General features: G+C 64.0%; 22 protein-coding genes. 15 read left to right on the top strand and 7 right to left on the bottom strand.

Annotated elements, in window-relative coordinates:
• Positions 1-131 precede the first annotated feature (131 nt).
• Together KP701_RS01200 and KP701_RS01195 are read left to right on the top strand one after the other, a co-directional pair.
• Complete coding sequence (locus tag KP701_RS01200; protein WP_225198703.1) at positions 132-902, top strand: response regulator transcription factor; 771 nt, start codon at positions 132-134, stop codon at positions 900-902.
• 6 nt (positions 903-908) lie between these two features.
• Positions 909-2747 carry a stimulus-sensing domain-containing protein gene (locus KP701_RS01195; RefSeq protein WP_215745335.1) on the top strand — a complete coding sequence of 613 codons (1839 nt, stop codon included), beginning with the start codon at positions 909-911 and terminating at the stop codon, positions 2745-2747.
• Between the two features lie 134 nt (positions 2748-2881).
• On the opposite strand, the gene KP701_RS01190 is transcribed toward KP701_RS01195, so the two are convergent.
• Positions 2882-3244 (bottom strand): UrcA family protein, encoded by a 363-nt coding sequence (locus KP701_RS01190; RefSeq protein ID WP_215745334.1) that lies wholly within the window; start codon positions 3242-3244, stop codon positions 2882-2884.
• A gap of 169 nt (positions 3245-3413) precedes the next feature.
• A complete protein-coding gene (locus KP701_RS01185; RefSeq protein WP_215745333.1) occupies positions 3414-3764 on the bottom strand; it encodes an endoribonuclease L-PSP in 351 nt (116 codons plus the stop codon).
• Positions 3765-3854: 90 nt separating this feature from the next.
• Here KP701_RS01185 and KP701_RS01180 point away from each other — a divergent pair, with 90 nt between their 5' ends.
• From KP701_RS01180 to KP701_RS01125, 12 genes are all read left to right on the top strand, one after another.
• A complete protein-coding gene (locus KP701_RS01180; protein WP_215745332.1) occupies positions 3855-4316 on the top strand; it encodes an HPr kinase/phosphorylase in 462 nt (153 codons plus the stop codon).
• Positions 4317-4365: 49 nt separating this feature from the next.
• Complete coding sequence (gene rapZ, locus KP701_RS01175; protein ID WP_215745331.1) at positions 4366-5331, top strand: RNase adapter RapZ; 966 nt, start codon at positions 4366-4368, stop codon at positions 5329-5331.
• A complete protein-coding gene (locus KP701_RS01170) occupies positions 5328-5768 on the top strand; it encodes a PTS sugar transporter subunit IIA (protein WP_024716673.1) in 441 nt (146 codons plus the stop codon). Before rapZ ends, KP701_RS01170 begins: the two co-directional genes overlap by 4 nt.
• 14 nt (positions 5769-5782) lie before the next feature.
• Positions 5783-6082, top strand: coding sequence for an HPr family phosphocarrier protein (locus tag KP701_RS01165; protein ID WP_011252383.1), 300 nt, complete (start codon positions 5783-5785; stop codon positions 6080-6082).
• A complete protein-coding gene (gene ptsP / locus KP701_RS01160) occupies positions 6075-7946 on the top strand; it encodes a phosphoenolpyruvate--protein phosphotransferase (RefSeq protein WP_215745330.1) in 1872 nt (623 codons plus the stop codon). Before KP701_RS01165 ends, ptsP begins: the two co-directional genes overlap by 8 nt.
• A 58-nt stretch (positions 7947-8004) precedes the next feature.
• Positions 8005-8559 (top strand): Fur family transcriptional regulator, encoded by a 555-nt coding sequence (locus tag KP701_RS01155; RefSeq protein WP_215745329.1) that lies wholly within the window; start codon positions 8005-8007, stop codon positions 8557-8559.
• 6 nt (positions 8560-8565) lie between these two features.
• Positions 8566-9009, top strand: a complete 444-nt coding sequence (locus KP701_RS01150; protein ID WP_215745328.1) for a hypothetical protein — start codon at positions 8566-8568, stop codon at positions 9007-9009.
• Positions 9010-9052: 43 nt separating this feature from the next.
• A complete protein-coding gene (locus KP701_RS01145; RefSeq protein WP_215745327.1) occupies positions 9053-10072 on the top strand; it encodes an asparaginase in 1020 nt (339 codons plus the stop codon).
• A gap of 87 nt (positions 10073-10159) precedes the next feature.
• A complete protein-coding gene (locus KP701_RS01140) occupies positions 10160-11587 on the top strand; it encodes a sugar porter family MFS transporter (protein ID WP_252345312.1) in 1428 nt (475 codons plus the stop codon).
• A gap of 87 nt (positions 11588-11674) precedes the next feature.
• Positions 11675-12097: a hypothetical protein gene (locus KP701_RS01135; protein ID WP_215745326.1), complete on the top strand. Its 423-nt coding sequence runs from the start codon at positions 11675-11677 to the stop codon at positions 12095-12097.
• A 141-nt stretch (positions 12098-12238) separates the two neighbouring features.
• Positions 12239-12664 (top strand): hypothetical protein, encoded by a 426-nt coding sequence (locus tag KP701_RS01130; RefSeq protein WP_215745325.1) that lies wholly within the window; start codon positions 12239-12241, stop codon positions 12662-12664.
• 20 nt (positions 12665-12684) lie between these two features.
• Positions 12685-13422, top strand: a complete 738-nt coding sequence (locus KP701_RS01125) for a DUF4097 family beta strand repeat-containing protein (RefSeq protein ID WP_215745324.1) — start codon at positions 12685-12687, stop codon at positions 13420-13422.
• Here the strand turns inward: KP701_RS01125 and KP701_RS01120 are convergent.
• From KP701_RS01120 to KP701_RS01100, 5 genes are all read right to left on the bottom strand, one after another.
• Positions 13413-14210: an RluA family pseudouridine synthase gene (locus KP701_RS01120; protein ID WP_215745323.1), complete on the bottom strand. Its 798-nt coding sequence runs from the start codon at positions 14208-14210 to the stop codon at positions 13413-13415. The two genes, KP701_RS01125 and KP701_RS01120, sit on opposite strands and share 10 nt — an antisense overlap.
• Positions 14200-16917, bottom strand: coding sequence for a DNA translocase FtsK (locus tag KP701_RS01115; RefSeq protein WP_215745454.1), 2718 nt, complete (start codon positions 16915-16917; stop codon positions 14200-14202). Before KP701_RS01115 ends, KP701_RS01120 begins: the two co-directional genes overlap by 11 nt.
• A gap of 119 nt (positions 16918-17036) precedes the next feature.
• On the bottom strand, positions 17037-17636 hold the full coding sequence (rsmD, locus tag KP701_RS01110) for a 16S rRNA (guanine(966)-N(2))-methyltransferase RsmD (protein ID WP_215745322.1): 600 nt from the start codon (positions 17634-17636) through the stop codon (positions 17037-17039).
• Between the two features lie 3 nt (positions 17637-17639).
• Positions 17640-18434, bottom strand: coding sequence for a pseudouridine synthase (locus tag KP701_RS01105; protein ID WP_215745321.1), 795 nt, complete (start codon positions 18432-18434; stop codon positions 17640-17642).
• Positions 18431-19177 (bottom strand): gamma-glutamyl-gamma-aminobutyrate hydrolase family protein, encoded by a 747-nt coding sequence (locus KP701_RS01100; RefSeq protein WP_215745320.1) that lies wholly within the window; start codon positions 19175-19177, stop codon positions 18431-18433. The genes KP701_RS01105 and KP701_RS01100 overlap by 4 nt, the downstream gene beginning before the upstream one ends.
• A 51-nt stretch (positions 19178-19228) precedes the next feature.
• On the opposite strand from KP701_RS01100, the gene KP701_RS01095 reads away from it, so the two are divergent.
• On the top strand, positions 19229-19690 hold the full coding sequence (locus KP701_RS01095) for a nucleoside deaminase (protein WP_252345311.1): 462 nt from the start codon (positions 19229-19231) through the stop codon (positions 19688-19690).
• Positions 19691-19742: the final 52 nt, after the last annotated feature.

The following is a 19742-nucleotide window of genomic DNA, read 5'->3' as shown; positions in this document are numbered from 1 at the left end:
GATTGTCTCAAAGACAAGGGTTGCGCGGTCGCATAGCGACGCATCATGTCATTGAAAAGCCTATTTTCCGCCATCATGGATCATGGGTTATAGGTAAAAAGCCGCAACAGTTTTCAGCAGACGGACCCCTCATGGAGACGCCCCGAACCCCCTACGCGCCGTCCGCGCCTGCCTCGCAGACGCCGACCGGAGCCTCCGCCGCGCCGATCATCGCGCTGGTGGACGATGACCGGAACATTCTCGCCTCCGTCCAGATGACGCTCGAAGCCGAAGGATTTACCGTCCACACCTATACCGATGGCGAAAGTGCGCTTCAGGGCATCACCTCGCGCCCCGTCAGCCTTGCGGTTCTGGATGTGAAGATGCCGCGCATGGACGGCATGGAACTGCTCCAGCGCCTGCGTGCGCGCTCGAACCTGCCGGTGATCTTCCTGACGTCCAAGGACGAGGAACTCGATCAGCTCATGGGCCTGCGCCTGGGGGCTGACGACTATATCACCAAGCCGTTCTCCCAGCGCCTGCTGATCGAGCGCATCCGCGCCCTGCTGCGCCGTCAGGATGCCAGTCGGGCCGAGGCCACGGGTGTTGCCGCCGTCGGCTCCGCCATCGTGCGCGGCCAGCTCTCGCTGGACGAAACACGCCATCAGTGCCTGTGGGGCGGCCAGGACATTGCGCTGACGGTCACGGAGTTCCTTTTGGTCAAGGCGCTCGCTTTGCGTCCGGGCATGGTGAAGTCGCGTGATCAGCTCATCGACGCCGCCTATGGCGACAACATCTATGTCGATGACCGCACGATCGACAGCCATATCAAGCGCGTCCGCAAGAAGTTCCGTCAGGTGGACGATGAGTTCAACCAGATCGAGACGCTGTACGGCATCGGCTACCGCTACCGGGACGAGTAAGCGCGCGTGGATGATGACTCCGCTTCCTTCCCGACAGGTCAGGCACTGGACGCTGACCGGCTCGAACAGGGCCGCGACCGGCGCCGCGCCGAATCGGCCCGTGCGGGGCTGGGCGAGTCCCTGCGGAGGGTCGGCGCAAAGATCCTGAGGCGTCTGCGCCCCCGCCGGGCGTCGGAGATCTCCCTGTCGCGCCGGCGTCTGGCTTCGCCGCTTCTGGTGCGGATCCTGCTGCTCAATGCCCTGCCCCTTGCGCTTCTGGCCGTCACGCTGCTGTTTCTGGACCAGTTCCAGAACGGCCTGCTGGAAACCGACGTCAATGCCCTGCGCGAGCAGGCCCATATCTATGCCGGAGCGCTTGGTCAGTCCGCCGTCCGGGTGAGTGCCCATGCGCCCGGTCATCCGGCGCCCGGCGGCAATCTGGAACTGGACGTCGCGCAGGCCCGCCCCCTGCTGGCCCGTCTGACCGAACCGAGCCCCAATGCCCATGCCCTGCTGTTCGATCCGGACGGCAAGCTTGTCGTGGACAGTCGCACGGCTTCGCGTGGCAAACAGGATCATGCCGCTCCCGACCCTGTCGATGGAGGATCGTGGCAGCCGCCCCGGAACAATATTCTCGAAAGTTTCTACGACTGGCTCCTGTCGCTTCTGCCGCTGACGTCCAGCGAGGAAGTGACGCTCGACACCAACGACACCGCCATGGACGGCCCGCATGATGCCCAGCCATTCCATTCCCAGGCGGAACTGCCGCCCTTCATCCGGCGCACCAAGGACCATCAGCTTGTTGTGACGGTCGTGGAGCCTGTCGTGCGCGATGGCGTGACGGTTGGCGAGATCCAGCTGACCCGCCATGCGCCCGAAGTGGATCGCACGCTCTTTGCCGTCCGGTCCTCGATCCTCTCACTGGTTCTGGCGGCGCTGGTCGTGACGGTCCTGCTGTCCTGGTACCTGTCGCTCACGATCGCCCGCCCGCTGCTGACGCTGGCACGGGCATCCAACGACATGCGCGAGACGGATGGCCGCAAGGATCTTGTGCCGGAGCGGCTTCTGGCCCGGCGTGACGAAATCGGCGTTCTGGCCCGGTCGCTCCGCGGCAGTGCGCTGGCGCTGTGGGCGCGGATGGATGACATCGAACGCTTCGCCGCCGATGTCAGCCATGAGATCAAGAACCCGCTCTCTTCCATCCGCTCGGCCATCGAGACGCTTCCGCGCATCCAGATCGCCGAACGGCGCGAGAGGCTGCTCGGCATCATCAACAGCGACGTCAAACGGCTCGACCGTCTGATTACGGACATTTCCGATGCCAGCCGTATCGACGCGGAACTCTCCCGCGTACGTCCCGAGCCCGTTTCGGTCGTGGCTCTTCTGTCCATTCTGGCGGAAATGCATCAGACGACACGCCGTGAGAATGATCCTGTCCTGCGGCTGGACGTTCGCGATCAGGATCCGCCGCTGAAGGCGCTGGCCGTGGAGGACCGGCTGGTGCAGGTCCTGCGCAATCTGATCGGCAATGCAGTGTCGTTCTCGCCGCCAAAAGGCATCATCGCCCTGCATGCCAGCGCGCGCGATATTGCAGGGGAAGGGCCCGGGACCGGCAGTGTGGTTGAAATCACCATCACCGATCAGGGCCCCGGCATTCCGCCCGGAAAGCTCGACAGCATTTTCGACCGTTTCTATTCAGAACGGCCCCAGACCGAAAACTTCGGCCAGCATTCCGGACTCGGCCTCGCGATCAGCCGGCAGATCATTCACGCCCTGCGCGGCAGTCTGTTCGCCGAGAACCGGATGGATGCGTCCGGGGCGATCCGTGGCGCCTGTTTTGTGGTGCGGCTGCCCCGCGCGCCCTGAGGCTGGCAGCCCGGCCGGGGCCTGAATGGTAATGGCCGGTCCTGAGGACAGCCCGTCGATCACGCCCGGCACGAGCGTCGCCGCAAAGGGGAGGGCCAGGACCAGCAGCGGGAGGAGATGTCGGGCCATGACCGTTACTTCCTGCCAGATAGTGCAAGGAAGACATGTCCGTTCCTGCGGCTGGCCCGCTGCTGGTCGCGCAGGTCATACAGAGTGGTCCGGGCATCGGAGAGGGCAGCCTGTTCGCAGTCGGTCACATCGGTTGCGAGCAGCCAGTCCTCCTCCTGAAGCTGGTGGCAGACGGCGTGGGAGGCCTGCGTAATCTGCTGCGTCGCCGTTTCCCAGCCCTTCCGGGATGTGAGATCCAGCGAGGAGAGATCGACTGTCATACTGACTCTGCCAGTGCTGGCCGGGGTCGGAGTAGCCTGAGCGGCCTGAAGCGGGAGGACAATGCTGGCAGACAGGGCGCAGAGCAGAAGGGAAGAAAAGCGGGTCATGGCATGAAGCTCCTGAAGAGGAATCCGACGCTCGTGGCGTCTGGAAATCTTCAATGCATGAAGCGTGCCAGTTTCTGTTTTTCGCGCCTTAAATTCGTTCGGGAAAGTTATTAAAAGCCATTGATCCGTAAAAACGGCACTTCACGCCATAAAATGGCGTGTTTTGCTGTTATTTATCTGGAGTAGCGGTCAGAGTGAGGGCGATGCGCTGCTCGGGCAGGGGAAAACGCTGCACGATCTGCAGGGTCAGCGCGGGTTTTGCCGCTGCCAGTGCCTCGTTCAGGGCGCCCTGACACTGGGCGAAGGTCTGGCCTTCGCGAATCATGGCGGCGACGTGCCGGGTATGGCCCAGGGTGAGGCCATGGTCGGCCAGAGCTTCGGAAATGGCGGAAAGTGCTGCCTGACATTCATCCGACAGCCGGCCTGGACGGTCCCCGTCCGGACTGAAGCCACTGAAATCGGTGCAGGTGACTTCGTCTCCATGTACGGTGACGGTCTGGTGAGGGAAGGATGCGCCCATGGGTTCGTGGTCCTGCTCCGTGTCAGGGATCCGTCATGCCCCTGTCCAGCCCAAGGTCTTAGTCCGCTCCCGTGGAGGTCGCAATCCATCATGTCCGTCCTGTCATTTCTGCCTGAAGGCTCGGTCCATGCCTGCTGTGTGGCGTGGAACGGAGACGGCGTGCTGATTTCCGGCCCTCCCGGCTCGGGGAAATCCGAACTGGCCCTGCGGCTGATGGATGCGGGTTTCGATCTCGTGGCGGATGACCGGGTTGTGCTGGACGGCGCCGTGGCCTCGGCTCCTGAACGTCTTGCGGGGCTGATCGAGGTTCGGGGGGTTGGAATCCTTCGGACACCTTTTGTCATAAAAGCAGCGGTGCGTCTGCGGGTCTGCCTGGGGGAGGGGCAGCCGCGTCTGCCGGAGCCCTGCCGGGACCCCTGGACGGGAGCGGTCATGCTGCGTCTGGAGCCCGGTTTTCCGGGAACGGTGGCGCGGATCAGGGCGGCCCTGAAGGCCTGTTGCGGCACCTATGAATGGGTCGCCGGCGCAGGCGAAAATGTTGCGGAAACGTGAAGGTGCGAAATAGTTCCGCACAAAAAGAAAAAGGGCTAGAGTGTGGCGCATGGCATCGGCGAACCATCCCGAGTCTGGCTCCATATCCGGATATGATCATGGTTCCCGCCGGATCCTGATCGTGACGGGTCTGTCCGGGGCGGGAAAATCATCCATATTGCGGGTTCTGGAAGATCTGGGTCATGAGGTCGTGGATAACCCACCCCTGAACCTAATCCAGGCGCTCGCCTCACGGGCCGGACAGAATCTGGCCATCGGGATCGATGTCCGCAGTCGCGGGTTCGAGGCCTCCCGCGTGCTGGAAGAGCTTGAACGCCTGCGACTTCTGCCCGACTGCTCGGTCCAGCTCCTTTACGCCACCGCCGAACCCGAAATCCTTCTGCGTCGTTTCACCGCCACGCGTCGCCGCCACCCTTTGGTGACCAGCGGCACCATTCTTCCCGGAATCGAACAGGAAACCGCTCTTCTGGCCCCGCTGCGGGCCAATGCGGATCTGGTTATCGACACGTCCGACCTGCCATCTCCCGAACTGCGACAGCTGATCGAGACGCGCTTTGGCAGCACGGGCGGGGAAGGGCTGACGGTTGCATTGATGTCCTTTGCCTATCCGTCCGGTCTGCCCCGCGAGGCGGACATGGTTTTTGATGCACGCTTCCTGCGCAATCCCCATTATGATTCCGCTCTTCAGCCCATGACCGGGCTGGACGGGGCAGTGGTGCAGTATGTGAAGTCGGACCCGGCCTATCCCGCATTTTTCGGCCATATCCAGAGCCTTCTTGAGCTTGTGCTTCCCCGGTTTGTGGCGGAAGGCAAGAAATACGCGACCATTGCCATCGGGTGCAGTGGCGGTCGCCACCGCTCGGTGACGATCGTTGAAGAACTCGCCCGCATTCTCCCGAAAACCGTACCGGTCGGGCCAATGATGGTCCTGCACCGCGAACTTGCCCGCAAGGGTCTGGCGTCCTGGCGCTGGGCCGTTCCACCCCAGGATCCCTCACAGGACACAACGGTATGATCGGACTGATGCTGGTAACGCATGGGCGCCTTGGGGATGTCCTGCTGGAAACGCTGGTTCACGTCGTGGGACCCCAGACCCAGGTCGGTGTGGTGGGCGTGGCGGATGATGATGATCCGGCGATGCTCCGCCCGGCGGCCGAACGTCTGCTTCAGCGTCTCGATACCGGTGACGGGGTGCTGCTGCTGACGGATATTTTCGGCAGTTCGCCGTCCAATCTGGCGCTTTCCCTGCGGGAGCCGGGACATGTCGAGGTCGTGTCGGGTGTGAATGTGCCCATGCTGGTCAAGCTGGCGAAAACGCGGCGGGATCTGGACCTTGCAGGCTGCGTGGAAAAGGCCACAATGGCCGGGCGGAAGTATATCGCCGTGGCGTCCCAGCTTCCGGACCCCTGTCTTCATGGCGGGCCGCGTGCCTGTACGCTGCCGGTTCATTGAATTGAGTTCACTGAATGAGCGACACGACCCTTTCTCCCGGCACAGTTGCCCCCCGCACCGTCACCATCGTCAATCATCTGGGCCTTCATGCCCGGCCCGCTGCCAAAATCGTCACCACGGCCGAGCGTTTTGACGCCGAGACCACGATCGCGCATGGCACCAATGTCGTTTCCGCCCTGTCGATCATGGGGCTGATGATGCTGGGTGCGGGAGAAGGGCAGGACGTCACGCTGCGCGCCCATGGTCCGCAGGCGGCCGAAGCGCTCGATGCGCTGGCAGCCCTGATCGCGGACGGGTTTGGCGAGCGTGACTGAAGCCTCAGGGCGACCGACCCGCAGCCGTTCCGCCCGCTCCTCCCGCCGCAGCCCGCGCTCCGGCGTTTTCCTTCAGGGCAAGGCCATCACGCCGGGCATGGGGCTTGGCCCCGCAGGGCGTGTCGAGGAACTTCCCCTTCCCGACATTACCGAGCGCTACAGCGCCATCGGGCCGGAAGCCGAGGGCGTCCGGCTGGATGAGGCGATCGCCCGCGCGCTTCACCAGATCGAAAAGATGCGGGACCGGCTGGTCGGCTTGCCGGAAGAGGGCCGCGAGGAAATTGCCTCCCTTCTGATGGTCTATGAGCGGATGCTCGGCCCGTCGCGGCTGCTGCGTCAGGTCCGCAGCCGCATCGCCGATGAGGGGCTGTGCGCCGAGGCCGCCGTTTCAGAAGTTACGCGGGAACTGGCGTTGCAGGTCTCGCGCATGGCCGAGGCCGTGGCGCGCGAGAACAATACGCAGGAAGCCGATGCCAATCTGCGTCTGGCGGGAGAGTTCGAGGAAATCGGCCGCCGCCTCGTGCGGAACCTGACCGGCATTTCCTATCGCGCGTTTTCCAGCCTGCCACCTGGCTCCGTTCTGGTGGCCGAGCAGCTCCGTCCGGCCGATGTCGCCATGATCGACCCGGCCCGGATTGCGGCCGTGGTGACGCAGGGCGGTGGTGGGGCCGATCACACGGCCATCCTGCTGCGCGCGCTCGACATTCCCGCCATCCTCGCCGTGCCGAACCTCATGGCGCAAGTACAGGAAGGCGAGATGGTGGTCGTGGACGGGCATCTCGGCACCGTCACGCTTTCCCCCAACGAAACCGAACTGCGTCTGGCGGCGGAATCCGCACAGCGTGAAGTGAAGGAAAAGCGGGCTTTCGGGCGCCTCAAGCGCCTCCCAGCCCAGCTTCAGAGCGGCGAAGACATCGAGCTTTCCGCCAATCTTGAACTTCCGGCGGAACTGCCGATGCTGATGCGCAATGGCGCCAAGGGCATTGGCCTGCTGCGCAGCGAGTTCCTGTTCGGTGAACGCGAGGATCTGCCGGACGAAGACGGCCAGACAGACGCCTATCGCGCCATCGTCCAGGCCATGGACGGCCGCCCCGTCACGATCCGCGTGCTGGACTGGGGCGGCGAGAAGGGGCGTGCCTGCATGCGCAGGCTGGGTCTGGCGGAGCAGGTCGCGGATGGCGACAATCCAGCGCTGGGTCTGCGGGGCGTGCGGCTTCTGCTCCGGGTGCCGGAGGTTCTGGAGACGCAGTTCGCGGCCATTCTGCGGGCCGCCGAGCCTGCCGAGGGCGTTCCCCCCGGCCGGGTGCGGATCCTGCTACCGATGGTCACGTCCCCGGACGAAATCGTGGATGCCCGCGAGATTTACGACCGCGTTGTGCGCCGCCTCAAGCGCAAGGGACACACGCTCCCCGATCCGCTGCCCCCGCTGGGGATCATGGTCGAGACCCCGGCTGCGGCCCTTACGGTGGATACGCTGGCCCGGCACGCCGATTTCATGGCGCTCGGCACCAATGACCTGACGATGTACACGCTCGCCGTGGACCGCGCGGATTCCATGGTGGCGGACCGCTACAGCCCACTCCATCCCGGTGTGCTGAGGCTGATTGCGGCTGCGGCGGATTCGGCGCTGCGCGCGCGCCGTCCGATTTCGGTCTGTGGGGAAATGGCATCCGACCCGCGGGTGGTGGCGCTGCTGATCGGCCTGGGTCTGCGGTCCTTTTCCATGAACTCCGCCTCCCTGCCGCGGGTGAAACGCCTGATCCGCACCCTCACGCTCGAAGACTGCGACCAGTTGCATCGGCAGGTCATGCTCGAAACCGACCCGGTCGTGATCCGAGATCTGGTGCGGCAGTTCGCGACCTGATGGCTGTTTGTGGCGGGGTCTCTCGGCAAAGCGCGACGGGGATGCCATATTGACCCTCATGCCGGATTCTTCTGCCATTGCTGACACGCTCACATTCTCGCCCGAGGTCACGGAACGCCTCGACCGCACGGCCGAATGGTGCCAGCGCAACGGACAGCGCCTGACGGAAACCCGCCGTCTCGTGCTGGGTCTGATCCTGTCGAGCGAAAAGCCCTCGGGCGCCTATGACCTGCTGGCCAGACTGCGCCCCGCCCATCCGAAAGCCGCGCCGCCTACGGTTTACCGCGCGCTGGAGTTCCTGCTGGAGAACAGCCTGATCCACCGTCTGGAGCGGCTCAGCGCCTTTGTCGGCTGTTCGCATGCGGTGGAATGTCCGCATGGCTGCAATCATCATGACGCTGGCGGGATGCACCGCGCGCAGTTCCTGATCTGCCGTGGCTGCGACCGCGCCTGGGAACTGGAGCAGGACGCCATCGCCCCGGTCCTGACCCGCGCGGCGCAAAGCATGGGATTCCGTGCCGAAGCCGCAACCGTTGAAATCGAGGGCCTGTGCGCGGCCTGCCAGAAAGCCGGCGTTACGCCGGTTCGGCGTCCCAAAACCGCAGCGGGCTGAGACATCATGGGCCGCCGTTCCCCGCCCCCGGCGTCCCTGTTTGAAAAGCTGCCGAAGTCTCGCCGTCGCCGCTCCTCCAGTGCGCCACTTCGCGTTCCCGCGCCTGCGGCGGAACAGCCGGACCTTCTGGACTGGAGCCCGCCGCTCACACATCTGGCCGCTGCGGATGTCGAGGCCTGTTTGCTGGATCCCGCCGGTTTTCGCCCTCCCGCGGGAGAGGCGTTTGTGTACCATCTGACGGATGCCGGAACCGCCCTGGACTTTGTGGAAAATGGTCTGCCGCTGGCGGACAGCCTCATGTTCCGCACGGCCATCAATCTGGCGGAAGACCTCGCGGATATCTCTGCCGCCGGCGAGATGGGCGTTGTCCGGGTGCGGCGGCGTCTGATCCAGCCCTGGCTGACGGAGGATCGCCAGGACGGCCGGCCGTGCTATGTGCTCGGACCATAAACGTCATGACAGACACCATGAGAGGCAGGGAGAGGAATTCTTTATGGCAGCACAGTCGGGCCTTCTGGCCGAGGTCACGCGCGGCGGACGTGTGGAATCCCACCATCTGGGCCGGGCCGTCGTCGTGGATGCTGATGGTGGCATGGTCTGGTCCTGCGGTGACGTGGATGCCGCTGTCTTCCCGCGCTCGACCGTCAAATCCTTGCTTGCCATCGAACTGGTGGAAAGTGGCGCGGCTGACCGTCTTGGACTGAGCAGTGACGCGCTGGCTCTGGCCTGCGCCTCGCATGGCGGCGAGAAGGCCCATGCCGAAATGGCTGCCACGATGCTGGCTTCCGTGGGCCGGGATGTCGGGTCCCTGGAATGTGGAACTCACTGGCCCACCTATGAACCCGCGGGCCGCGCTCTGGCTGCCGCCCATCAGAATGCCTGCCCGCTGCATAACAACTGCTCCGGCAAGCATGCGGGTATGGTGTGCCTGTCCTGCGATCAGGGCATCGATCCGACCGGCTATATCGATCCGTCCCACGAAATCCAGCGCCGCGTGACTGATGTGCTCGCCGCGATGATGGATACGCCGCATGACGACAGCAATCGCGGTATGGATGGCTGCTCCATGCCGACTTACGCCGTTCCGCTGAAAGCTCTGGCGAAAGGTTTTGCAAGATTTGGCGCGGGAACCGGACTGTCCGAAGGGCGTTTCCGTGCGGCTACACGACTTCGTGAGGCCGTGGCAGCCAATCCGTTCATGGTCGCCGGGACGGGGCGCTACGACACGAAGATCATGGATCGCTTCGGCACAAGGGCTTTCGTGAAGATGGGCGCGGAAGGTGTGATGATTGCCTCCCTGCCTGAGCTGGGCCTCGGTCTGGCGATCAAGACCGATGACGGCGCCAACCGTGCCGCAGAGGTCGCGATGTCCGCCCTGCTGCGTCGCTTCGGCGGGGAAACCCTGTGTGTGGACGCAGCAGACCGCGACATTCTGGACACGACATCCGTCCAGACGCTGCGGAACTGGAACGGCTTCACGGTCGGCGAAATCCGCAGTGCCCTGCCGCTGTAAACGGTTTTGTGCTATAGATTATGGCTATGACATCCCGGCAACAGGAGGGTGTCACTTTATGACTGAGTGAAAGGAACGCACGACCAGATGAATGATCAGGCCGGAACGACAGAGACCCTCTTGCCGCAGGATGACACCAGCACATCCATTTTCGATGCAACACGCTTCAAGATCATCGCCATCGGCGTGATCGCGGCGCTGGCGGGCCTCATGTCCGGACTTGATATCGGGGTAGTCGCGGGTGCGCTGGATCTTTTCGGCAGGGAATATCACGCGTCCACCGTTGCGCTGGAATGGGTCGTCAGCTCCATGATGGCCGGTGCGGCAGCAGGTGCGCTGAGTGCGGGCTGGATGTCCAAGGCGCTTGGCCGCAAGCATTCCCTGATCGTGGGCGGCGCGATTTTCGTCATCGGGACGATCGGCTGTGCGATGAGCTGGTCGGTCGCCTCCATGATTTCCTTCCGGGTCGTCATGGGGATTGCGGTCGGCATTTCCGCCTTCACGGCACCGCTCTACCTGTCCGAAATTGCCAGCGAGGATGCGCGCGGGGCGATGGTCTCGACCTATCAGCTCATGGTGACGGTCGGCATCTTCATCGCGTTCCTGTCCGATACGTATTTTTCCTATAGCGGCAACTGGCGCTGGATGTTCGGCGTCGCCGGTATCCCGGCTGTTCTGTTCCTGATCGGCGTCCTGTTCCTACCTTACAGCCCGCGCTGGCTGATGGCGCAGGGGCGGCAGAAAGAAGCAAAGCAGATCCTGCTGGACCTGCGGGATGATCCGCTGGAAGCCGCCAAGGAAATCCGCGCCATCCGCGAACAGCTGGAGACGAAACAGGAAGGCTTCAAACTTTTCCTGACCAACTCCAATTTCCGCCGCTCCGTGGCGCTGGGCGTGATGCTGCAGATGATGCAGCAGCTCGCGGGTATCAACATCGTCATGTATTACGCGCCCAATATTCTCGCGGCCGCGCATTTCGATGCACAGTCCCAGATGTGGTGCACGGCGATCATCGGTCTGGTGAACATGCTCGCGACCTTCGTGGCGCTGGGCCTGGTCGATCGCTGGGGCCGCAAGCCGATCCTCTATGCGGGTTTCACGGTCATGGCGCTTGGCATGGGCGTGCTGGCCATGCTGCTCCAGACCGGAATGACCACGCAGTCCTCCCAGATTGCTGCAGTCTTCCTGCTGATGATCTTCTGCGCCGGTTTCGCCATGTCGGCGGGGCCGCTGACATGGGTCCTGTGTTCGGAAATCCAGCCGCTGGCTGGACGCGATTTCGGGATTGCCATTTCGACCTTCACCAACTGGATGACAAATCTTCTGGTGGGTGTCAGCTTCCTGACGCTCATGCAGACGCTGGGAACGGCGGGTACGTTCTGGCTCTTCGCCGGGCTGAACGCGCTGTTCCTGCTGCTAACGATCCTCTTCGTCCCCGAGACCCGGGGTATGTCTCTCGCGGTCATCGAAAAACGGCTCATGCAGGGTGTGAAACTCCGTAAACTGGGCCGCTAGAATTTTCCGGGCATCACCATCGAGTGACCATGCGCCCGGCCCCTCTGGCCGGGCGTTTTCATGTAAACCTTCATCAAGGAAACGCGCTTGAGCGAATTCTCCAGATCTTCCCGTGACCTCAGCCGCAATGTGGGCAAGGGCGGCGTCCTGCTCGTCTATGCGCTTTATATCGCCCGCTTCTTTACGGGGATCAGCCTTCTGGCGGGTGTGATCCTTGCCTATATTCTGCGCGGATCGAGTGGCGGCGTGGAGCGGCTGCATCTGAACTGGCTGGTGCGCCTGTTCTGGTACGACGTGGCGTTCATCATCGGCACGGCCGCCCTGTTTCTGGCCTGCTTCATGACGGAACCGCCGGGAAGCTCAGGGCCCGGTCAGCTTCTCTTCCTGCTCCCGATCGGTATTTTCGTTGTGTGGAACATCGTCCTGCTGGTTGCGCTCATTGTGGGCCTGCGGGGCTTTCTGGCCGGACGTGGCCCGCTGCCGGAACGCTTCCGCGTTCTGGCCGAGTAGGTTTCGCCGTCGAACTGGCGTAATTCGCCAGTTTCCCGGATTTTGGACTGGCTGGTCTTGCCAGAGAAGCGGGAAAGCCGGTTCTGGCACGGTTCATGCATCAAGGTTGCTGTCGAGTTTTTCTCAGAGGAGCTTTCCCTCATGTACGCATCCTACGCCCCGTATGAACCCGCAAACCGCTACGGCCGCGGACACGACGCTGAAACAGGGCGTGATCTGGTCCTGCTGGTTTATGCCCTGTACATCGCCGGCTTCTTCACGGGCGTGACCGCCCTGATCGGGGTGATGATCGCGCATTCAGGGCGCCGCTCCGCGACGGGTCTGAAGCGCGCACAACTGGACTGGCAGATCCGGATGTTCTGGTACGGTGTTCTGGCCCTGACGGTCATCGGGATGATCCATCTCATGGTCGCGGGTCTGGGCGCCATCACGGGCGGTCTTGGACTGGTGTTCATGGTGGTGCCATGGGGGCTTACGCTTGCCTGGGGAATCCTTACGGCCTGGGCGATCGCGCGCGGCGTTCATTCCGCTCTGCTCAATCGCCCCGTTGCCACTGCACAGTTCTGAAGCCGGAAAGATCGCACCCCATGACCCGTTTCACGCTCTCTCTTCCCGTCCTCGCTCTCGGGAGCGCACTGGCCTTTCCGGTCTGCGCCGCACCGCTGAGCCAGTCCTCGATTTCGGACGATATTTCCCAGTCCACCCTGCCCGAAGGCGGGAAGCTCTCTACCATCAGCGGAGATGTCAGCGTCGGGACATCGGATGGCAGCCTGTCCGTCCGGACCGTCAGCGGTGACATCCACGTCACGCAGTCGCGAGGCCCGCTCGACGTCCATACGCTCAGCGGTACGCTGGATGTGGAGCACGCCGCCGGAGCCGTCGAGGTCCGCAGCGCGAGTGGAAACGTCACGCTGGATCACGCGGACGGCGCCGTCTCCATCCGCACCATGAGTGGCGAAAGCACTCTCGATCACGCGGGCCGGGACATCATGATGCGCAGTGTCAGCGGAGACATGACCCTGATGCTCGACACCGCGCCCCAGATGCGCACGATTGATATCGGCACGCTCAGCGGCGACATGACGATCCATCTGCCTCACGGCTTCGGCGGAACATTCGATATCCGCCTGAAACAGCGTCGTTCAGAGACGACGCTCCCTCTTCAGCAATCCCTCGGTCTCACGGTGCAGATGGGGAACTGGGAGAAAGAATCCGGCCATTCGGAAGAAGTCCGGACGATTACGGCCACCGGCAAGGTCGGCGATGGCCGCGATCACATCATCGTTCGCAGTGTGGTCGGAACCCTGAAACTCGTTCAGGACTGAGCGACGCTTTCAGAACCCATCGCCCGCAGCGTCTCCGCCATGAACTCTGGCGGAGCCGCCTGCGCGCTGAGCGTGTCAGACGGCAGGTTCAGTTCCAGACTGCGGGCCAGAAGATGCAGCACAGGCGGGGTTGATCCGTCCGGAGCCGCGGTTCCGTAAACCGGATCGCCAAGGATTGGTGTTCCGAGCTCTGCGCAATGGATGCGCGCCTGATGCGTGCGCCCCGTAAGCAGTTCCAGTTCCACCCAGCACAGACCTTTGCTCCGCCCCAGAACGCGCCAGCGTGTGCGGGCCTCGTCGCCCTTTGCATCAACGACCATCCGCCAGCCTAAGGCGTCAGACTGACGCAGAAGCGGCGCGTCGATTTCGCCGCTGTCCTGCGGAAGATCGCCCACCACGACGGCCCAGTACAGCTTGCGGACCTGCCGCTCCTGAAACGCCTTCTGCGCTTCGATCAGTGCCGTCTTGCGCCGTGCGACCAGCAGACAGCCGGATGTATCCGCGTCCAGCCGATGCGCCAGCCACGGTCCCCCGCGCGGATGCGGGAGCAGTCGCGTTTCAACGGAATCCCGTGTGGATGGCCCGGGATGAACCGCCAGCCCGGCTGGTTTGTCCAGGATCAGGAAGCGGGGTGTTTCCAGCAGGACGGGAATGTCCATGCCGGGGTGAAATGGTGTGCGGAGCCCTTCCGGGGCAGGGGAGGCGGCCTGCTGGGGCAGGCGCCGTGGTTTGTGTGCGTTGCGCGCGGCTTTTGCGCGGCGGATCCGGTCTTTCCGGTCAGTCTTCATGCTCTTCCTTGCGGCGGATCAGGATCTCGCGTTTGCCCACATGGTTGGCAGCGCCGATGATGCCTTCCTTTTCCATCTGGTCGATCAGTTTGGCCGCGCGGTTGTAGCCGATGGAGAGATGGCGCTGGATGAAGCTGGTGGAGGCACGGCCTTCGCGCATGACGATGTCCACCGCCTGATCGAACAGGCTGCCTTCTCCGTCCCCGCCCGAACCGGACCCCGCCGTCAGGCCGCCCGCGCTGTCGTCATCCTGCCCGGAGACCACGTCATCATTATAGATCGGGTCTCCCTTGGAGCGCAGATCCGCCACCACGGCTTCGACTTCATCGTCGGCCACGAACGGGCCGTGGACACGCGTGATACGTCCGCCACCCTGCATGAACAGCATGTCACCCTGGCCCAGAAGCTGCTCCGCGCCCTGTTCCTGAAGGATGGTGCGGCTGTCGAACTTGCTGATGACCTGGAAGGAAATCCGGGTTGGGAAGTTGGCCTTGATGGTGCCGGTGATGACGTCAACGGAAGGCCGCTGCGTCGCCATGATGACGTGAATGCCGGCTGCACGGGCCTTCTGGGCCAGACGCTGCACCGCCGTCTCGATTTCCTTGCCCGCGACCATCATCAGGTCGGCCATTTCGTCGATGACGACGACGATATAGGGCAGGTTTTCCGTCGCGACCTGCTGTTCGTCGAACACCGGACGGCCCGTCTCGGGATCGAAGCCGGTCTGGACCCGCTTGGTGACCATTTCACCCGTGGCGCGAAGCTGGTTCACGCGCTCGTTGTAGCCGTTGATGTTGCGGACCTGAAGCTGCGCCATCAGGCGATAGCGCCGATCCATTTCCTGCACGGTCCATTTCAGCGCGCTGACGGCCTTGGCGGGTTCCGTCACGACCGGCGTCAGGAGATGCGGAATGCCATCATAGATCGACAGTTCGAGGATCTTGGGATCGATCATGATCAGGCGGCACTCTTCCGGGCTGAGCCGGTAGAGCAGCGACAGGATCATGGCGTTCACGCCCACCGACTTACCCGAACCCGTCGTACCTGCGACGAGCAGATGCGGCATTTTTGCGAGGTCCGTATAGACCGGCACACCGGCAATATCCTTGCCGAGTGCGATCTGAAGACGTCCGGTGCCGTTCAGCCATTCCGGCGTGCGCAGCAGTTCGGAGAAATAGACCGTTTCGCGCTTGGCGTTCGGGACTTCAATACCGATCACATTGCGACCCGGCACGGTCGCGATACGGACACTCAGAACGGAAAGCGAGCGCGCCACGTCGTCGGCAAGCCCGATCACGCGGGACGAGCGGATGCCGGGTGCGGGCTCGAGTTCGTAAAGTGTAACGACCGGGCCGGCATGGATATCGCCGATCGTGCCCTGCACGCCATAATCAGCCAGAACGCTTTCCAGCAGGCGCGCATTGGACTGCAACGTCTCCTGCGACGGACCCGTTACCGCATGCGGCGGCGGCGGGTTCAGAAGGGACAGGGAAGGCAGTTCCCAGCCGGTCGTTACGGCATTGCGCGGCGCAACAGGGCGTGCGGGCACAGGCTCGGGCGGACGTTCCGGACGGCGCATTCCGAACAGGCCGCGCTTCTGCGGCTCGGGTTCGGGAGGCGTGTCGATGCTGCTCTGCGGCAGGTCCTCGTCCATTTCGTCGTCGATCTGGCGCCGCGCGGGCGGCAGCGGCGTGTCGCGCTGGCGGGCGATCTGGGCCAGACGCTCGGCATAGGGGTTGGACGGGACGTCCTCTTCTTCGGGTGCGGGGGTCTGGCGCGCGCGGGCGGCCGCGGCTTCCGTCTGGCTGACCGGGCGCGTTTCCGCGGCAGGCTGGCTGTAGGGATCGTCCTGCGTTTCCATCGGTGGCTGCATCCAGCCGGTATTCTGCGGCACGAAGGGCGCGGGACGGGAGCGCGGATCGCTCTTGCCGAAGCTGCGGCGCAGGAAAGAGAGGGGGGCCGCATCCGCAGCGGGAGCGCCACCAGCGGGGCTCGGCTGGAATTCATACATCCGCGGGTCGGGCGCGGGTCGATCGGTGGTCTGCGGGCCGTTCATGCGCTTGGCGAGCGAGAAGGGCTGGCGGCCCAGCAGCATGAGTGTCTGACCCAGTGCGCGCCATTCGCGGGCTTCAAGACCCATGGCCAGCGGGAGCAGAAGCCCCATCAGCAGCAGGACCAGAATGACGGCAATCGCGTTTCCGGCGGAACCGGCTTCCGCATGGGCCGCGTCCAGCAGGCGATGCGCGCAGGACACGCCCATTTCCCCGCCCAGACCGCTGGCGGTCGGCCAGGCGACTTCAAGCCCGGGAACGAGTAGCTGGAGCGTGCCGATGAAGGTGGCGCTGGCGGGCAGGAGGGCGAGGGCAGCCACGATCCGCAGGATCGGCAGGCTCATGCCGTGATGGCGGACCATGCGCCAGGCCCAGGCCAGCAGGATGACGATCGGCATGCCGCTGCCGAGGCCGAGCCACTGAATCAGTCCGTCCGAAATGGTCGCGCCTGTACGGCCCAGCAGGTTCGTCGGCTGCGTTCCGGTCGAGGTGTTGAAGGACGGATCGTGCGGATTGAAGCTCCACAGGGCGATTCCGACCGCCACGGCGAAGATCAGCAGGACAAGCCCGAGCAGCTCCATGCAGCGTGCGCGCAGGGCACTGCGCAGTTTTGGTGTCATGTGCCGGTCATGCGCGTTGCGGACGATGTTGCGCACTGTACTGGTCGATCGGCTGAACGCGGCCAAGTCTCGTCACCCCGTCGGTTTTCTGGATTAGCGGCTTGTAAAATTCACTCTGAACTATAGCCGACAGGGTACTGAATACAGAGGGAAAATTAAGGAAAAGTGGAGGAATGCCTCCAGATCGTCACCTTCGCGGCCCCGAAACGACGCTCGCAGAGGATTTCTGGCGTCAATGTGGGCATAAAGTGTTCGGAAGGTGGTACGATGGGCGTGAATTCTTCCGTGGCGCCCGTCTCGCCCACGATCAGCGCGCCTTCCGCCAGCCAGCCGGTCCGCGCCAGCGCCCGCAGACCCGATTCGACCAGACCTTTGCCGTAAGGCGGGTCCAGAAAAACCAGCGTGTAGGGTTCCGTGGCTTTGGGCGGATGCGTGACGCTGCAACTCAGGACGCGGGAGCGGTCTCGGGCCTTGCAGATGTCCAGATTGGCGCGCAGGGCTGCAAGCGCATTCCGGTCGCGCTCGATGAACGCGGCCTTCTGCGCCCCGCGCGACAGGGCTTCGAGGCCCAGCGCACCGGTTCCGGCGTAACAGTCCAGCACGAGCGCCCGTTCCAGCTCGTCCCGCCCGTACCAGGGGGCATGGGCGAGCATGTCGAAAATCGCCTGTCGCGTGCGGTCCGATGTGGGGCGCGTACTGGTTCCGGACGGCGCGGTCAGGGCGCGGCCCTTGTTGTCTCCTCCAACAATCCGCATCGATCAGCGTGTCCGGTGGCGCTTCGGTGCGGGAAGGTCCGGTACCTGTTCGCGCAGCGTCTTGCCGGGAACTTCCTCAAGCTCGCGCGCCTTCAGCGAACCAAGCTGGAACGGTCCGTAGGACAGGCGGATCAGGCGGCTGACATGCAGGTTCAGCCCTTCCATGACGCGCCGGATCTCACGGTTCTTGCCTTCGCGCAGACTGACCGTCAGCCAGGAATTGTCGCCCTTTGTGGAGTCCAGAGCGGCCTCGATGGAACCGTAGCGCACGCCTTCATATTCGAAACCGTCGATCAGCGAGGCCAGACGCTTTTCATCCACGACGCCAAAGACGCGCACGCGGTAACGGCGCACCCAGGAATTGCCCGGAAGCTCAAGGCGGCGGGCCAGTTCGCCGTCATTGGTCAGCAACAGCAGGCCTTCGGAATTGATGTCCAGACGCCCGACGCTGATGACGCGCGGCATGCCCTCGGGCAGCGTGTCGAACACGGTCCGGCGGCCCTGCGGGTCCTTGTGGGTCGTCATCAGGCCATCGGGCTTGTGATACCGCCACAGGCGCGTGCGCTCGGGGGAGTCCACGGGCTTGCCGTCCACCAGCACGATGTCGCCCGGCTGCACAAAAGTCGCCGGATGCGTGACGATCTGTCCACCCAGCTTGATGCGGCCATCCTCGATCATGCGTTCGATATCGCGGCGACTGGCTACGCCGGCGCGGGCCAGCGCCTTGGCGATGCGCTCGCCTTTCGGGCCTGAGGTTTCCATGCCGGGGGCGGTGTTTTCGGTATTGTCGTCGGTCATCGTGCAGTCTCCACAAGCGCCGCATACAGGCGACGGTCGCCGGGGTCGAGGGAGAATTCGGGATGCCACTGTACGCCGATGGCAAAACCGGGGCCTTCAAGCTCGATGGCCTCGATCGTTCCATCCGGCGCGCGGGCGCAGATTCTGGCCGCTCCGGGGTCGCGCACGGCCTGATGGTGCGAGGAGTTCACCGCCATACGGTCCGCTCCCACGATCTGCGCGAGTTTTGTGCCGGGGACGATCTCGACGTCATGTCCGGGCTCGTGGCGCGGATTGGGCTGTTCGTGTTGCAGGGCCCCCGGTTGCTCTTCCGGCAGATGCTGGATCAGCGTGCCACCGGCCTCCACAGCCAGAAGCTGCATCCCGCCACAGATGCCCAGAACCGGCTTGCCCTGCGCCAGCGCAGCGCGGAGCAGAGCAAGTTCCGCGGCTGTCCGCGCCGGGCGCGGGCTGGTCATTGGATGAGCCGGCTCACCATACAACGCCGGATCGACGTCAAATGCTCCGCCCGTGACGATCAGCCCGTCCAGCCGCGCCATCAGGGCTTCGGCATCGCAGTCATAGCCCAGACAGACCGGCATCCCGCCAGCATCGCTCACAGCCGTCAGGTAGTTTTCCCGCAGCGCATGGAACGGATAGCGCGAGAACTGCCCCGGCCCACCGGGTTCATGATCCAGTGTCAGGCCGATCAGTGGCGCGCGGCGCGAAGGGGATGGACGGGGAAGGGTCATGCGCCGCATCATCGCATCATGATTCAGGGTGAGACAAGGATTCAGACGGATATCGGCCCGGCCATGCAGACCGCACTGCAGGCCGCGCGTGAGGCGTCGTCGTGCGGAGAAGTGCCGGTGGGCGCGGTCGTGCTCGGTCTCGACGGGGGCGTTCTGGCCGTTGCGCGCAATCACGTGGAGGGTACGCATGACGCTTCGGCCCATGCCGAGCTTCTGGCGATGCGTGAAGCAGCATCTCGACTGAAAAATCCGCGCCTGACGGACTGTACCCTGGTCGTGACGCTGGAGCCGTGCCCGATGTGTGCGGCGGCGATCGTGCATTTCCGGATCGGGCGCGTCGTGTTCGGGGCCTATGATCCCAAGGGCGGCGGCGTGGAACATGGGCCGCGCATTTTCGAGCGTCCGTCCTGTCTGCACCGTCCCGAAGTGATCGGCGGCGTCTGCGAACGCGAGGCGTCGGAACTGCTGAAGGCGTTTTTCCGCAGACTGCGCACTCCCGCGCAGAAGAGAGTTCCGGACGCCTGAATTCACAGTCCGTCATGAACTTACGGATGTTTCACACGCCGGTCAGCTTGCG

Origin of the sequence: Gluconobacter sp. P1C6_b (assembly GCF_018811945.1) — a bacterium.
GTDB lineage: Bacteria > Pseudomonadota > Alphaproteobacteria > Acetobacterales > Acetobacteraceae > Gluconobacter.
The sequence above is the reverse complement of the archived record's forward strand: the minus strand, read 5'-3'. Positions and strand labels throughout refer to the sequence as shown.